The sequence below is a fragment of the Nesterenkonia sp. F genome, from assembly GCF_000220985.1.
GTDB lineage: Bacteria > Actinomycetota > Actinomycetes > Actinomycetales > Micrococcaceae > Nesterenkonia.
The window spans coordinates 1-14,405 of record NZ_AFRW01000119.1; the positions used below are offsets into that span (position 1 = coordinate 1).

Genomic DNA, 14,405 nt, shown 5'->3' on the forward strand with positions numbered 1-14,405 from the left:
GCGGCGGAGAGGAACAGCAGCGACGCGCCGGTCTGCACCGTGCGCAGCAGCGCGGTCTCCCGGACGTGGTGGTACGGCGCCCGCGGCTCGGCATGGGAGGGATCGTCGTCGTCGAGGACGACGATCAGCCGCGGGGCGGCCACCGGGGCGAAGATCGCCGAGCGGGTGCCCACGGCGATCCGCGCCTGCCCCATCCGCAGCCGCAGGAAGGCCCGGTAGCGCGGGGTCGGACCGACGTCGGCGGTCAGCCGGGCGACGGCCTCGGCGCCGAAGACCTCCTCCAGCCGGGTGGCGGCGCGGTCGACGTCGCGCTGGTCGGGCAGCACGACGACGGCGTCTCCCCCGGTCTCCGCATCCGACGCCGCGGCGCCGTCCGAGCCCTCGCCGGGCTCCAGCGCTTCGCGCACTGCGCTGACGATCATCTCCACCCAGCTCTGCGACCCGTAGGAGGTCAGCGCCAGCGCGGCCCGGCGCGGTCCCGGGGTCTCGGGGCGCAGCGAGTCCTCGGGAGGGACCAGTCCCTCGAACTCCTTCTCCACCCGGGCGACCCGCGGCGGCACGGCCGCCCGCAGCACGTCGGAGGCGACCCCGGCGCCGCGGGCGGCGACCTGCTCGGCCAGCTCGAGGATCTGCGGCGCCAGCACCGGCGTCGAGGAGACGACTTTATGGATCAGCGCCAGCCGCGAGGAGGTGCCGGCGGCCTCGACCCGCTCGACGACGTGGCCGAGCATCTCCCGGCCGGAGAAGCGGACTTTGACCCGGCAGCCGGGCACGACCTTGTCATCACGGTCGGCGGGGACGACGTAGTCGAAGGGGCGGTCGAGATGCGGCACGCCCGAATCGAGCAGCACGCGGGCGATGGGCTGTTGCGTCGCGGCACCGGCGGGCAGACTCGGCGCCGGCGGCGGAGCGAGGCTGTCCAGCAGAGCCGGCTGACGCGGCGCGGGATCCTGCCCCGCGCCACCGGCCGCATCGTCCGCGCCGCCCGCCGCGTCCGGCGGCGAGCCGGGGTCCGGCCCGTCCGCGTCCATGCCGTCCACGCCGCGCACCGGCGCGCCTCAGGCGCCGACGAAGGACGTCAGCGCATCCACCCGGTCGAGACGCTCCCAGGGAAAGGTGTCGCCGTCGTGGCCGAAGTGGCCGTTGCGCGCCGACTGCCGGTAGATCGGTCGTTTGAGGTCCAGATCCTCGATGATGCCCAGCGGCCGCAGGTCGAAGACCTCGTCGACCGCCCGGGCGATCAGCTCGGGGTCGACGTGCTCGGTGCCGAAGGTCTCCACGTAGACCCCGACCGGACGGGCCCGGCCGATGGCATAGGCGACCTGAATCTCGGCGCGGTCGGCCAGTCCGGCGGCGACGACGTTCTTCGCCGCCCAGCGCATCGCGTAGGCGGCCGAACGGTCCACCTTCGACGGATCCTTGCCGGAGAAGGCGCCGCCGCCGTGGCGGGCGAAGCCGCCGTAGGTGTCGACGATGATCTTCCGGCCGGTCAGTCCGGCGTCGCCGACGGGCCCGCCGACCACGAAGGGTCCGGAAGGGTTGATGATCGTGTCGGTGCCTGAGACGTCCAGCCCGGAGGACTCCACCACCGGGGCGATGACCTGCTCGTTCAGCGCGGCCTGCAGCTCGGCCTGGGTGGTCTCCTCGGCGTGCTGCGAGGAGACCACCACGGTGTCCAGGGTGACCGGGCGGGCGCCGTCGAAGCCGATGGTCACCTGGGTCTTGCCGTCGGGGCGGAGGAACTCCAGCTGGCCGTTCTGCCGCACCTCGGTCAGCCGCGCCGAGAGCCGGTGGGCCAGCGCGATGGAGGTCGGCATGTAGGTGTCGGTCTCGTTCGTCGCGTAGCCGAACATGATGCCCTGGTCGCCGGCGCCCTGCGCGTCGCGCGGGTCGCGGGCCCCGGAGCGGGCCTCCAGCGAGTTGAACACCCCGGCGGAGATGTCCGGCGACTGCTGGCCGATGCTGACCGAGACGCCGCAGCGGGCGCCGTCGAAGCCGTTGGCCGAGGAGTCGTAGCCGATGTCCAACAGCGTCTGGCGGACGATCTGGGGGATCTCCACGTAGCCGGAGGTGGTGACCTCGCCGGCCACGTGGACCAGGCCGGTGGTGGTCAGCGTCTCGACGGCGACGCGGGAGTCGGGGTCGACGCTGAGCATGGCGTCGAGGACCGCGTCGGAGATCTGGTCGCAGATCTTGTCCGGATGCCCGATGGTCACCGATTCGGAGGTGAACAGGCGGAGGGCGCGGTCCTGCGCCGTCTGGCTTGCTGCGCGGTTGCTCGAAGTCACTGCCACATCCTACTCCCCGGCCCGCGGGGCGGGACGGTCGGCGTCACACTCAGAAACGGCCGCCGGAGGCGGCCAGCAGCCGCGACGCGCGATCCACGACGGCGTCGGCGGCCTCCCGTTTGGTGCCGACGACGTGGGCCGGCTCGACGTCGCCGAGCACGCCCTGGACGCCGAAGGAGGCCAGCACGTGGATCTCGGTGCTGTCCTGCCCGAACACCAGCCCCTCGCCGACCCGGTTGAGCACCAGGAGCTCGCAGCCCTTGCGCAGCAGCTTGGCCTGCGCCAGCTCCAGCGGGTCGGTCGCGTCGTCGCCGGTCTCGGCGGCGAAGCCGACGATCACCGTCGGCCCGCCGCGGGCGGCGCGGGCGCGCACGGTCTCGGCGAGGATGTCGGGGTTGCGGGTCAGGGTGATCGTCGGGGCGTCGACGTCGTCGGTCTTCTTGATCTTCGCCGCCGCGTAGTCGGCCGGGCGGAAGTCGGCGACGGCCGCGGCCATCAGCAGCACGTCGGCACTCGGCGCCTGCGCGGCGACGGCCTGCTGCAGCTCACGGGCCGACTCGACGTGCTCGAGGCTCAGCCGGGGTCCTGCCGCCGGCAGCTCGGTCTCGACGATTCCGGCGATCAGGTGCACCTGAGCGCCGGCGGCAAGCGCGGCCTCGGCCAGGGCGACGCCCTGACGGCCCGAGGACCGGTTGCCCAGATAGCGCACCGGATCCAGCGCCTCGCGGGTCCCTCCGGCGGTGACCACCACGCGGCGGCCGGCCAGCGCAGGCTGAGCATCGGGGTGCGGAGCATAGAAGGTGCCCGCCAGGGGCGCATAGGCATAGATGGGCCCGTCGACAGCGTCACCGCCGTCGAGCAGCGGGCGCAGATGCGCGTGGATCTCCTCCGGCTCGGGCAGCCGCCCGGGCCCGGAGTCGGCTCCGGTCAGCCGTCCGGAGGCGGGCTCGACGACGTCGACGCCGCGGTCGCGCAGCGCGGCCACGTTGTCGACGGTGGCCGGGTGCCGCCACATCTCGGTGTGCATCGCCGGCACCAGCACCGTCGGCGCCTCGGCGGCCAGCAGCGTCGAGGTCAGCAGATCGTCGGCCATGCCTGTCCGGGCGCGGGCGAGCAGATCGGCGGTCGCCGGAGCGACGACGACCAGGTCGGCTTCCTGGCCCAGTCGGACGTGACGAACCTCGTCGACCGATTCGAAGACGTCGGTGGTCACCGCACGGCCGCTGATGGCCTCCCAGGTCGGACGGCCCACGAACTCCAGCGCGGCACGGGTCGGCACGACGTCGACCTGGTGGCCCTCCTCGCGGAGCAGGCGCAGCAGATGCACGGCCTTATAGGCGGCGATGCCTCCGCTGACTCCCAGGACGATGCGCATGCTGCGGTGCCGTGCCTCGCGGGGCCTCAGGAGGCCGGGTTGCTGGCCGGGTGGTTGACCAGCAGGTCCTCGTTGATCTCGCGCAGCGCGATGGACAGCGGCTTCTCGTTCAGCTTGGTGTCCACCAGCGGGCCCACGTACTCGAACAGGCCCTCGTGCAGCTGGGCGTAGTAGGCGTTGATCTGCCGGGCGCGCTTCGCGGCGAAGAGCACCAGGGCGTACTTGGAGTCGGTCTTCTCGACCAGGGAGTCGATCGACGGGTTGATGATGCCTTCGAGCTGCTCAGTCACTGCGGGGGTGTCCTTCGGGTCTCGGGTGCTGTGTCGGATGACGTGTCGGACGGCGCCACGGATGATGTCACGGGCGATCCGTCGACGGCTCCGCGCTCGGCTCGGCGTGCTGCGAGTCCGGGCCGAAGCCCATGAGGGAGAGAAGTTCGGCGGCGGCGCGCTCGAGGTCGTCGTTCACCACGGTGACGTCGAACTCCGATTCCGCCGCGAGCTCCATCCTAGCGGTTTCCAGCCGTCGACGCTGTTCCTCCTCGGACTCGGTGCCCCGTCCGGTGAGGCGACTCACCATCTCCTCCCACGTGGGCGGAGTGAGGAAGACGAACTGCGCGTCGGGCATGGTGCGCCGGACCTGCCGGGCGCCCTGCAGATCGATCTCCAGCAGCACGCTGCGGCCGGCGTCGAGCGCCTGCTGCACCGTCGACCGCAGCGTGCCGTACCGGTGGGTGCCGTGGACGGTGGCCCATTCGAGCAGCTCGTCGGCATCGATGAGCCGGTCGAACTCCTCGGCGCTGAGGAAGTGGTAGTCGACGCCGTCGACCTCTCCGGGCCGCGGCTTCCGGGTGGTGGCCGAGACCGAGAAGGTCACCTCCGGGTGGTTCTTGCGGATGTGCCGGCTCATCGTGGACTTGCCCACCGAAGTGGGTCCGGCCAGCACGGTGACCTGGGGTCGGCTCACAGAGTGCTCCTTCTTCGAGCGCATCGACGGGCGGGATCGCAGACCATCGTACCGCCTGCCCGGCGCACCGCGCCCGCCGGGGCTCCGCGGCGCGGGGCGCACCCCCCTCCACTCGCTCCGGTCTGACCCGCTCCCCGGCGGTCGGCAGGCCGTCGGAGGGCCGACGCCTCCGGCTCGGGCGGCCGGTCGGTCAGAGCTGGGCCAGGTGGCGCGCCAGCGCGGTGCGCTGCTTCACGCCCAGCCCGCCGATGCGACGGTTCTCCGAGATGCCCAGGTCCTCCAGGGTCTTCGCCGCGGTCACCTTGCCGATGCCCGGCAGCGCCTCCAGCAGCTCGACCGTCTTCAGCCGGGCCACCGCCTCGGAGCGCTCGGCCTTGTTCAGCACGTCGTCGAAGCTGATGCGTCCCTCCCCGAAGGCCTCCTTCAGCTCGGCACGCTCGATGCGCGCCGCCAGGGCCTTCTGGCGGGCGACGTCGCGTTCTTCCTTGCTCAGTTCTCGCAGGGCCACGTGATTCTCCTCACGACGAGGCGCCCGGGGTGCTCCTGCGTCGAGCAGCCTCCCTCACGCCATCCAACTCATGTCGACGAATCTAGCCCTGTTCCGTCGTCCGGGGCAATAGATCAGCGACGAGCGATTCCCCGGGCAGAGATCCATCTTTCCCCAGGTCCGGGCACCGGGCACAGCTCCGTCAGGAGTCGAGGTCCTCACGTGCGGTCTCCATCGCCGCGACCAGATCGCGCTCCTCGGGCCCGGCGCGCAGGATCCCGCGCGAGGCATTGACCAGCACCTGACGCTCCCAGGCGTCGCCGAAGCCGGCGCGCATCGCCGCGACGTCGGCGCCCTGGGCTCCGTAGCCCGGCGCCAGCAGCGGCGGACGCCCGGCGGTCAGGTCCACGCCATGCTCGGCGGCCAGCGGCGCCGTCGTCGCGCCGACGACCAGCCCCAGGTCGCCCAGCGGCGCAGTCCCGCCGCCGTCGGCCGCCGCGCCGGTCTCCCCCGCGGCCTCGTCGGCCTCGTCGTCGGCCCGCGCGCGGTTCAGCGCCGCGACCCCGGCGGCGACCTCCCCGGCCACCGTCGCCCCGGAGGCGGAGCGGACCAGCTGCACGTCCCGCCCCTCGGGGTTCGAGGTCAGCCCGAGGACGAACAGTCCGGCGCCGTGGATCCGGGCGGACTGCACCGCCGGCGCCAGCGCCCCGACGCCGAGATAGGGGCTGACGGTCAGCGCGTCGGCGGCCAGCGGAGCGTCCGGGTCCAGCCAGGCGTCCGCGTAGCCGGCCATCGTCGAGCCGATGTCGCCGCGCTTGGCGTCGGCGATCACCAGCAGGCCCGCCTCCCGGGCGCTGCGCTGGACCTCGGCCAGCGCCTGCATCCCGGCCGGACCGTGACGCTCGAAGAAGGCCGCCTGCGGCTTGACCACCCCGACGACGCCGGCCGCCGCCGCGACCACCCGCTCGCCGAAGGCGCGCAGTCCCTCGGCGTCGTCGGACAGCCCCCACGCGGCCAGCAGCTCGGCATGCGGGTCGATGCCCACGCAGAGCCGGCCGGAGGCGGCCATCGCCGCGCTCAGCCGCTCCCCGAAGCCGGGTCTCGCGCCGCGGCCGGGACTCGCAGCCGGTGGTCGGGGTCCGCCGCTCATCCCAGGCTCGCCAGACGCTCGTGGTGATCCTGCAGCGAGGTCACCGACCAGCTGAACCGGCCCAGCGCCTCGATGGCCTGCACGGCGGCGCCGAACTCCGCGACGGTGGTGATCACCGGAGTGCCCACCGACGTGGCCGCCGCGCGGATCTCGTAGCCGTCGCTGCGGGCGTCGCCGCCGGAGGGCGTGTTGACGATCAGCGAGATCTCGCCGCCCTCGACCAGGTCGAGCACGGTGCGGCCGCCGTCGACGTCGGCGATCTTGTCGACCACCTCGGTCTCGACGCCGTTGCGCCGCAGCACGTCGGCGGTGCCGCCGGTGGAGACCACGTCGAAGCCGAGGTCGACCAGCCGCTTGACCGGCATGATCACCGCGCGCTTGTCCCGATTGGCCACCGAGACGAACACCCGGCCGCCGGTGGGCAGCGGGTTGTTGCCCGCCAGCTGGGACTTCGCGAAGGCGGTGTCGAAGTGCTTGTCGATGCCCATCACCTCGCCGGTGGACCGCATCTCCGGGCCGAGCAGCGAGTCGACGACGCGCCCCTCGGGCGTGCGGAAGCGACTGAAGGGCAGCACCGCCTCCTTGACCGCCACCGCCGCACCCGGAGGCAGCTGGGAGCCGTCGCCGGCGGCCGGCAGCACCCCGGCTCGGTCGTGGTCGGAACCGGCCCGCAGCTCGGCGATCGAGACGCCGGTGCCGATCAGTGCGGCGGCCTTGGCCAGCGCCACCCCGGTGGCCTTGGAGACGAAGGGCACCGTGCGCGAGGCCCGGGGGTTCGGCCTCGATGACGTGCAGCACGTCGGAGGCGACGGCGAACTGGATGTTGATCAGCCCGCGCACGCCCACGCCGCGGGCGATGACGTCGGTGGCCTGCCGGACCCGCTCGACGACGTCGGGGCCGAGGGTGATCGGCGGCAGCGCGCAGGCCGAGTCGCCGGAATGGATGCCGGCCTCCTCGATGTGCTCCATCACCCCGCCGAGGTAGAGCTCCTCGCCGTCGAACAGCGCGTCGACGTCGACCTCGATCGCATCCTCCAGGAAGCGGTCGACCAGCACCGGGTGCTCGGCGGAGACTTCGGTGGCGTTGCTGATGTACCGTTCCAGACCGGCCTCGTCGTAGACGATCTCCATGCCGCGGCCGCCCAGCACGTAGGAGGGCCGGACCAGCACCGGGTAGCCGATCTCCTCGGCGACGCGCTTCGCATCGGCGAAGCTGACCGCCGTGCCGTTCTTCGGGGCGATCAGCCCGCCGCGGCGCAGCACCTGGTCGAACTCGCCGCGCTCCTCGGCCAGGTCGATGGCCTCCGGCGAGGTGCCCAGGATAGTCACGCCGGCGTCGGCGAGCTGCTGGGCGAGCTTCAGCGGCGTCTGGCCGCCGAGCTGCACGTAGACGCCCAGCATCCCCCGGTGCGCTCCTCGGCGGCGATGACCTCGAGGACGTCCTCCAGGGTCAGCGGCTCGAAGTAGAGCCGGTCGGAGGTGTCATAGTCGGTCGAAACAGTCTCTGGATTGCAGTTGATCATGACTGTCTCATACCCGGCCTCGCGCAGCGCCATCGTCGCGTGGACACAGGAGTAGTCGAACTCGATCCCCTGACCGATGCGGTTGGGCCCCGAACCGAGGATGATCACCGACGGGTCGTCATGAGAGGCGATCTCGTCCTCACGGTCATAGGCCGAATAGTGATAGGGCGTGAAAGCCTCGAACTCCGCGGCACATGTGTCCACCGTCTTGTAGACCGGGCGGATCCCCAACGCATGGCGCACGCCGCGGACCACCGCCGGATCCATGTGCCGCAGCGCGCCGATCTGCTCGTCGGAGAAGCCGTGGCGCTTGGCCGCACGCAGCACCGTCGGGGTGAGGTCGCCCGCCTCGCGCAGCGCCTCGGCGGTCTCGTTGATCAGCTGCAGCTGATCCAGATACCAGGGGTCGATGCCGGTGATCTCCTGAACACGCTCCAGCGCCGCGCCGGCGTGCATCGCCTGCTGGACCTGATGGATGCGCTCAGTCGTCGGCGTGGCCATGCCGGCCAGCAGATCCTCGGTCTGCTCGGCGCTCAGCTGCGGGAAGGCGAACTCGCTGTCGCGCTGCTCCAGCGACCGCAGGGCCTTCTGCATCGCCTCGGTGAAGCTCCGACCGATGGCCATCGCCTCGCCCACCGATTTCATCGTGGTCGTCAGCGTCGGGTCTGCCGCGGGGAACTTCTCGAAGGCGAAGCGCGGGACCTTGACCACCACGTAGTCCAGCGTCGGCTCGAAGCTCGCCGGCGTCTTCTGCGTGATGTCGTTGGGGATCTCGTCGAGGGTGTAGCCCACCGCCAGCTTGGTCGCGATCTTCGCGATCGCGAAGCCGGTGGCCTTCGAGGCCAGCGCCGAGGAGCGCGAGACGCGCGGGTTCATCTCGATGACCACCACGCGGCCGGTGGCCGGGTCGACGGCGAACTGGATGTTGCAGCCGCCGGTGTCCACGCCGACCTCGCGGATGACGTTGATCGCGACGTCGCGCATCTTCTGGTACTCGCGGTCGGTGAGCGTCATCGCCGGCGCGACGGTGATCGAGTCGCCGGTGTGCACGCCGACCGGATCGAGGTTCTCGATGGAGCAGACGACCACGACGTTGTCGTTCGCGTCGCGCATCATCTCCAGCTCGTACTCCTTCCACCCCAGGATGGACTCCTCCAGGAGGACCTCCGAGGTGGGGCTGTAGTGGAGGCCGGCGCCGGCGATGCGCCGCAGATCCTCCTCGTCGTGGGCCAGCCCGGAGCCGAGCCCGCCCATGGTGAACGACGGGCGCACGACCATCGGATAGCCGAGGTCCTCGGCGGCGGCCAGCGCCTCGTCCATGGAGTTGACGATCCGCGAGCGGGCCGACTCGGCGCCGGAGCGCTCGACGACGCCCTTGAACTTCTCGCGGTCCTCGCCCAGCTCGATCGCGTCGATGTTCGCACCGATCAGCTCCACGCCGTGCTCGGCCAGCACGCCCTGCTTGTCCAGGGCGATCGCGGTGTTCAGCGCGGTCTGTCCGCCGAGGGTCGGCAGCACCGCGTCGGGCTGCTCCTGGGCGATGATCTTGGCGACCACGTCCGGGCTGATCGGCTCGACGTAGGTCGCGTCGGCGAACTCCGGGTCGGTCATGATCGTGGCCGGGTTGGAGTTGACCAGGATGACCCGGATGCCCTCCTCCTTGAGCACCCGCAGCGCCTGGGTGCCGGAGTAGTCGAACTCGGCGGCCTGGCCGATGACGATCGGCCCCGAGCCGATGACCAGGACCGAGTGCAGGTCGGTGCGCTTAGGCATGGGTGGTGTCTCCTCCTGTGGTCGTGGCGGCGGCGCCGGTCATCAGCTCGACGAAGCGGTCGAAGAGGTAGGCGGAGTCGTGGGGACCCGCCGCGGCCTCGGGGTGGTACTGGACGGAGAAGGCCGGCACGTCCAGGCAGCGCAGGCCCTCGACGACGTCGTCGTTGAGGCTGGAGTGGCTGACCTCCACCCGGCCGAAGCGCTCCTCGGGGGCCGTGACGACCTGCCCGATCGGCGCGTCGACGGCGAAGCCGTGGTTCTGCGCGGTGATCTCCACCGTGCCGGTGGCGTGGTCCATCACCGGCTGGTTGATGCCGCGGTGGCCGAAGGGCAGCTTGTACGTGCCGAAGCCCAGGGCGCGGCCGAGGATCTGGTTGCCGAAGCAGATCCCGAAGAACGGGATCCGCGCCTGGAGCACCTCGCGCAGCAGACCGATCTGCGCGGCCGCCGTCGCCGGGTCCCCCGGGCCGTTGGAGAGGAAGACTCCGTCGGGGCCCAGCTGCTGCAGCTCGGCGAAGCTCGTCGTCGCCGGCAGCACGGTGACCCGCAGTCCGCGCTCGGCCAGCCGCACCGGGGTCATCGTCTTGATGCCCAGGTCGATCGCCGCGACCTGGCGGAGCGGCTCGCCGACGAATCCGTGGTCGGCCGGCTCGACGACGTAGGGCTCGGAGACGCTGACCTCCTCGGCCAGTCGGGTCCCTGCCATCGGCTCCTGGCCGCGGACGGCCTCGAGCAGCTCGGCGGTCGGCCGCTCGGCGTCGGCGCCGGAGAAGATCCCGGCCCGCATCGCGCCGGCCTCACGCAGGTGCCGGGTGATCGCCCGGGTGTCCACGCCCTGGATGCCGACGACGTCCTGGGCGATCAGCTCCTCCTCCAGCGTGCGACGGCTGCGCCAGTTCGACGGCCGCCGGGCGGCGTCGCGGACGACGTATCCGGCGACCCAGATGCGGCGCGACTCGGGATCCTCGTCGTTGATCCCGGTGTTGCCGATGTGCGGGGCCGTCTGGACGACGATCTGCCGCGCATAGGACGGGTCGGTCAGCGTCTCCTGGTATCCGGTCATGCCGGTGGAGAAGACCGCTTCGCCCAGTCGCGTGCCGCGGGCGCCGTAGGCGGTCCCCTCCTCGACGGTGCCGTCCTCGAGGACGAGGAGGGCCGGCTCGAAGGTGTTCATGGGTTGTGTCGCTCCTCAGGATCGGTCGACGGATCCGTCGACATGCTCTGGTCCGACGTGCTCGTCGTCGCGTCCGTGCCGGCCGAGGGAGAGTCGGTCGACGCCGGTCCGCCGGACGGGCCGTCGGTGGTCGGGGTCAGGCGGTGCAGCGCCTCGAGCAGCGTGCGATGGGCGTCGGCGTGACGGGCGCGGAAGGCTGTCTCGACCCGCTGGTCGCCGAGTCGCCAGCCGACGATCAGCGCCCCGTCCCGCTCGACGAATCTACCGACGACGCCGCGATCGGTGCGCGCGTGGGTGAGGTGCTCCCGCGGAATGAGATGGTTCGGCGCGCCCGCCCGGAAGACGGCGACGCCGGACTCGTGGACCTCCAGCCGCCCGTCGGTGCGGATGCCGAGTCCGTGGACGGCCACCCGGTCCAGCGGGTCGGCGGCGTCGACGGTGCCGATGACCATGCCTTCTCCGGCGGCGAGGGGCTCCTCGCGGACCAGCTCCTCGGGCAGCGCCGCAGGCGCGGGCAGGTGTCTCTGCCGTCGTCGTCGCGCCCGCCAGCCCAGCCCGAGCAGCAGCACGAGCACGACGACGACGGCCGCCGCTCCGGCGAACCAGAGCAGATAGGTCGGCGTCATGGCGCGACCGTCCGGTCCGCAGTCCGTCCGGTCCGCGAGGTCGCCGGCGCACCGTCGAGCACCACCGGGTGGCCCGCCAGGAAGGTCGCCCGCACCCGGCCGGGCAGCTCCCGGCCCGCGTACGGCGAGTTCCGGCCCTTGGTCGCGTGCTCCCCGGGGCGCACGGTGCGCCGCTCCGCAGGGTCGACGAGCACCAGGTCGGCGGTCTCGCCGACGGCGATCGGCCGGCCCAGGTGCGCGTGGCGGTGGATCTGCGCCGGACGCTCCGAGGTCACCTCGGCCAGCCGCCGCCAGTCCATCAGCCCGGTCTCGATCATCGTGGCGATGAGCACCGGCAGGGCGGTCTCCAGGCCGGTCATGCCCATCGCCGCGTCGACCCACTCGCACTCCTTGGCCTGCTCGGGGTGCGGCGCATGATCGGTGCCGACGACGTCGATGGTCCCGTCGGCCAGCGCGGCGCGCAGCGCCTCGACGTCCTCGGCGGTGCGCAGCGGCGGGTTCACCTTGTAGACCGGGTCGAAGCTGCGCACCTGCTCGTCCGTCAGCAGCAGGTGGTGCGGGGTCACCTCGGCGGTGACGTCGACGCCGCGGGACTTCGCCCAGCGGATGATCTCCACCGAGCCGCGGGTGGAGACGTGGCAGACGTGCAGCCGGGAGCCGACATGCTCGGCCAGCAGCACGTCGCGGGCGATGATCGACTCCTCGGCGACCGCCGGCCAGCCGGGCATGCCCAGCTCCGCGGAGACCGCGCCCTCGTGCATCTGCGCCCCGGCGGTCAGCCGCGGCTCCTGGGCGTGCTGGGCGACGAATCCGTCGACGGCCTTGACGTACTCCAGCGCCCGGCGCATCAGCACCGGATCGTGGACGCACTGTCCGTCGTCGGAGAACATCCGCACCGCCGCCGAGGACTCGGCCATCGCGCCGAGCTCGGCCAGACGTTCGCCGGCCAGCCCGACGGTGACCGCCCCGACCGGCTGCACACGGGTCCAGCCGGCCTCGCGGCCGAGCCGATGGACCTGCTCGACGACGCCGGCGGAATCTGCGGCCGGGGTCGAGTTGGCCATCGCGTGCACGGCGGTGAAGCCGCCCAGGGCGGCCGCCCGACTGCCGGTCTCGACGGTCTCGGCGTCCTCCCGACCGGGTTCGCGCAGGTGGGTGTGCAGGTCGACCAGGCCGGGCAGGGCGATCTGTCCGGCGGCCTCGACGGTCAGCGCCGGCGTCCCGTCCTCGGCCAGATGGGTCGCCGTCGCTGCCGCCTGCTCGCCGAGAGCCGCGATGCGCCCGGCGCGCAGCAGCAGGTCGGTCGGCGCGTCGCCGTACGGCCGGGCACCGCGGATCAGCACCGGCGTCGTCGCGTCGTCGGCGCTCCGCGAGGCGGCGTGCGGCGGCTGGGAGATCGTGCTCATGAGCGGCTCCTGTCCGGGGATGGGTCGGCGGCGGGCGCGGCGGTCTCCGAGGCCCGATCGGGGCCGCGGTCGCCGCTGAGCAGCAGGTGCAGCACCGCCATCCGCACCGAGACGCCGTGCGAGACCTGGTCGAGCACCCGGTTCAGCGGAGAGTCGGCGGCGGCGGAGGAGATCTCCACCCCGCGGTTCATCGGCCCGGGGTGCAGGATCATCGCCCCCGAGCCGTCGCGCGCCGGGCCCGGCAGGCGTTCGACGACGGCGAGCCGCTCGTCGGTCAGCCCCCAGCGGCGGGTGTACTCGCCGGCGCTCGGAAAGTAGGCCCCGCCCATCCGCTCGGCCTGCACGCGCAGCATCATCACCGCGTCCGGCTCGGCGTCCAGCGCGGCGTCGACGTCGTAGTGCACGACGGCCGGCCACTGCTCGACGCCGATCGGCAGCAGCGTCGGCGGGGCGGACAGATGGACCTCGGCGCCGAGGGTGTGCAGCAGCCAGACGTTGGAGCGCGCCACGCGGGAGTGCAGGATGTCGCCGACGATCAGCACCCGCATGCCGGCCAGATCCGTGCCGCGGGGGTCCACGCCGGCGGCCGCGGCGCGTCCGCGACGCAGAGTCAGCGCGTCGAGGAGCGCCTGGGTGGGGTGTTCGTGGGTGCCGTCGCCGGCGTTGACCACCGCGCAGTCGGTCCAGTCCGCGGCGGCGAGCTGATGGGCCGCTCCGGCGGCGGCATGGCGCATCACCACGGCGTCGGCGCCGAGGGCCTCGAGCGTCTGGACGGTGTCCTTCAGCGACTCGCCCTTGGAGACCGAGGACCCTTTGGCCGAGAAGTTCATCACGTCGGCGGAGAGGCGCTTGGCCGCGGCCTCGAAGGAGATGCGGGTGCGCGTGGAGTCCTCGTGGAAGAGGGTGACCACTGTGCGGCCGCGCAGCGTGGGGAGCTTCTTGATCTCCCGGGCGGACACCGCCGACATCTCCTCGGCGGTGTCCAGGATGGACAGGGCGTCGGCGTGCGCCAGTGCGGCGGTGGAGAGCAGATGCTTCATGCCCGCCCCCTCTCGATGAGCACGCCCTCGTCGTCGCCGGCGACCTCGTCGACGGCGGAGAGCACCACGGAGACGCGCTCGTCGCGGGAGGTGGGCAGATTCTTGCCGACGTGGTCGGCGCGGATGGGCAGCTCGCGGTGGCCGCGGTCGACCATGACGGCCAGTCGCACTGTGGCCGGTCGGCCCAGCGCGGAGAGCGCGTCGAGGGCCGCGCGGACGGTGCGGCCCGAGTAGAGCACGTCGTCGACGAGCACCACCGTGGTGCCGTCGACGCCGGCGCTCGGCACCCGGGTGGGCTCGGGGGTGCGGGCCGCCGCGGTGCGCAGATCGTCGCGGTGCAGCGTGATGTCCAGCGACCCGACCGCGTCCTCGGGCGAGAATCGGGGGTCGATGCGCGCCAGCCGCTCGCCGAGGCGGCGGGCCAGCGGCACGCCGCGGCGGGGGATGCCGAGCAGCACCAGACCCTCGACCCCGCGATGGGACTCGACGATCTCGTGCGCGATGCGGGTCAAGGCCCGGTCCAGATCGGACGCGGACATGACCTGGGAGGTCTCCGGGGTCTGTGCCACCAGGGGCTCCTTCCTCGCCTCACGGGAC

General features: G+C 72.5%; 11 protein-coding genes and 2 pseudogenes. All 13 read right to left on the reverse strand.

Annotated elements, in window-relative coordinates:
• A pseudogene (locus GU5_RS15355) lies at positions 1–1,049 on the reverse strand (primosomal protein N'); the annotation flags it as partial.
• A gap of 9 nt (positions 1,050–1,058) precedes the next feature.
• On the reverse strand, positions 1,059–2,288 hold the full coding sequence (gene metK, locus GU5_RS0111000) for a methionine adenosyltransferase (protein WP_010525627.1): 1,230 nt from the start codon (positions 2,286–2,288) through the stop codon (positions 1,059–1,061).
• 49 nt (positions 2,289–2,337) lie between these two features.
• Positions 2,338–3,663: a phosphopantothenate--cysteine ligase family flavoprotein gene (locus GU5_RS0111005; RefSeq protein WP_010525628.1), complete on the reverse strand. Its 1,326-nt coding sequence runs from the start codon at positions 3,661–3,663 to the stop codon at positions 2,338–2,340.
• A 26-nt stretch (positions 3,664–3,689) separates the two neighbouring features.
• Positions 3,690–3,953 (reverse strand): DNA-directed RNA polymerase subunit omega, encoded by a 264-nt coding sequence (gene rpoZ / locus GU5_RS0111010; RefSeq protein ID WP_010525629.1) that lies wholly within the window; start codon positions 3,951–3,953, stop codon positions 3,690–3,692.
• A gap of 67 nt (positions 3,954–4,020) precedes the next feature.
• Positions 4,021–4,653 (reverse strand): guanylate kinase, encoded by a 633-nt coding sequence (gmk, locus tag GU5_RS0111015; protein WP_033228197.1) that lies wholly within the window; start codon positions 4,651–4,653, stop codon positions 4,021–4,023.
• A 166-nt stretch (positions 4,654–4,819) separates the two neighbouring features.
• On the reverse strand, positions 4,820–5,137 hold the full coding sequence (gene mihF / locus GU5_RS0111020) for an integration host factor, actinobacterial type (protein ID WP_010525631.1): 318 nt from the start codon (positions 5,135–5,137) through the stop codon (positions 4,820–4,822).
• 181 nt (positions 5,138–5,318) lie between these two features.
• The gene (pyrF, locus tag GU5_RS0111025) at positions 5,319–6,266 is read right to left on the reverse strand and encodes an orotidine-5'-phosphate decarboxylase (RefSeq protein WP_033228198.1); all 948 of its coding nucleotides are present in this window, start codon (positions 6,264–6,266) and stop codon (positions 5,319–5,321) included.
• Positions 6,263–9,562: pseudogene (gene carB / locus GU5_RS16020) on the reverse strand (carbamoyl-phosphate synthase large subunit). Before carB ends, pyrF begins: the two are co-directional and overlap by 4 nt.
• Positions 9,555–10,736, reverse strand: a complete 1,182-nt coding sequence (carA, locus tag GU5_RS15365) for a glutamine-hydrolyzing carbamoyl-phosphate synthase small subunit (RefSeq protein ID WP_010525634.1) — start codon at positions 10,734–10,736, stop codon at positions 9,555–9,557. The pseudogene carB and the gene carA overlap by 8 nt, the downstream one beginning before the upstream one ends.
• Complete coding sequence (locus tag GU5_RS15370) at positions 10,733–11,362, reverse strand: hypothetical protein (protein ID WP_010525635.1); 630 nt, start codon at positions 11,360–11,362, stop codon at positions 10,733–10,735. Before GU5_RS15370 ends, carA begins: the two co-directional genes overlap by 4 nt.
• Positions 11,359–12,768, reverse strand: coding sequence for a dihydroorotase (locus tag GU5_RS0111045; protein WP_010525636.1), 1,410 nt, complete (start codon positions 12,766–12,768; stop codon positions 11,359–11,361). The genes GU5_RS15370 and GU5_RS0111045 overlap by 4 nt, the downstream gene beginning before the upstream one ends.
• Positions 12,765–13,808 (reverse strand): aspartate carbamoyltransferase catalytic subunit, encoded by a 1,044-nt coding sequence (locus tag GU5_RS0111050; RefSeq protein ID WP_010525637.1) that lies wholly within the window; start codon positions 13,806–13,808, stop codon positions 12,765–12,767. Before GU5_RS0111050 ends, GU5_RS0111045 begins: the two co-directional genes overlap by 4 nt.
• A complete protein-coding gene (gene pyrR / locus GU5_RS0111055) occupies positions 13,805–14,377 on the reverse strand; it encodes a bifunctional pyr operon transcriptional regulator/uracil phosphoribosyltransferase PyrR (protein WP_010525638.1) in 573 nt (190 codons plus the stop codon). Before pyrR ends, GU5_RS0111050 begins: the two co-directional genes overlap by 4 nt.
• Positions 14,378–14,405 lie beyond the last annotated feature (28 nt).

Excerpts from the sequence above, each read along its gene's own strand:
- GU5_RS15370 (WP_010525635.1), bottom strand. The coding sequence starts at position 11,362 with ATGACGCCGACCTATCTGCTCTGGTTCGCCGGAGCGGCGGCCGTCGTC.
- pyrF (WP_033228198.1), bottom strand. The coding sequence starts at position 6,266 with ATGAGCGGCGGACCCCGACCACCGGCTGCGAGTCCCGGCCGCGGCGCG.
- GU5_RS0111050 (WP_010525637.1), bottom strand. The coding sequence starts at position 13,808 with ATGAAGCATCTGCTCTCCACCGCCGCACTGGCGCACGCCGACGCCCTG.
- GU5_RS0111005 (WP_010525628.1), bottom strand. The coding sequence starts at position 3,663 with ATGCGCATCGTCCTGGGAGTCAGCGGAGGCATCGCCGCCTATAAGGCC.
- GU5_RS0111045 (WP_010525636.1), bottom strand. The coding sequence starts at position 12,768 with ATGAGCACGATCTCCCAGCCGCCGCACGCCGCCTCGCGGAGCGCCGAC.
- carA (WP_010525634.1), bottom strand. The coding sequence starts at position 10,736 with ATGAACACCTTCGAGCCGGCCCTCCTCGTCCTCGAGGACGGCACCGTC.
- gmk (WP_033228197.1), bottom strand. The coding sequence starts at position 4,653 with ATGCGCTCGAAGAAGGAGCACTCTGTGAGCCGACCCCAGGTCACCGTG.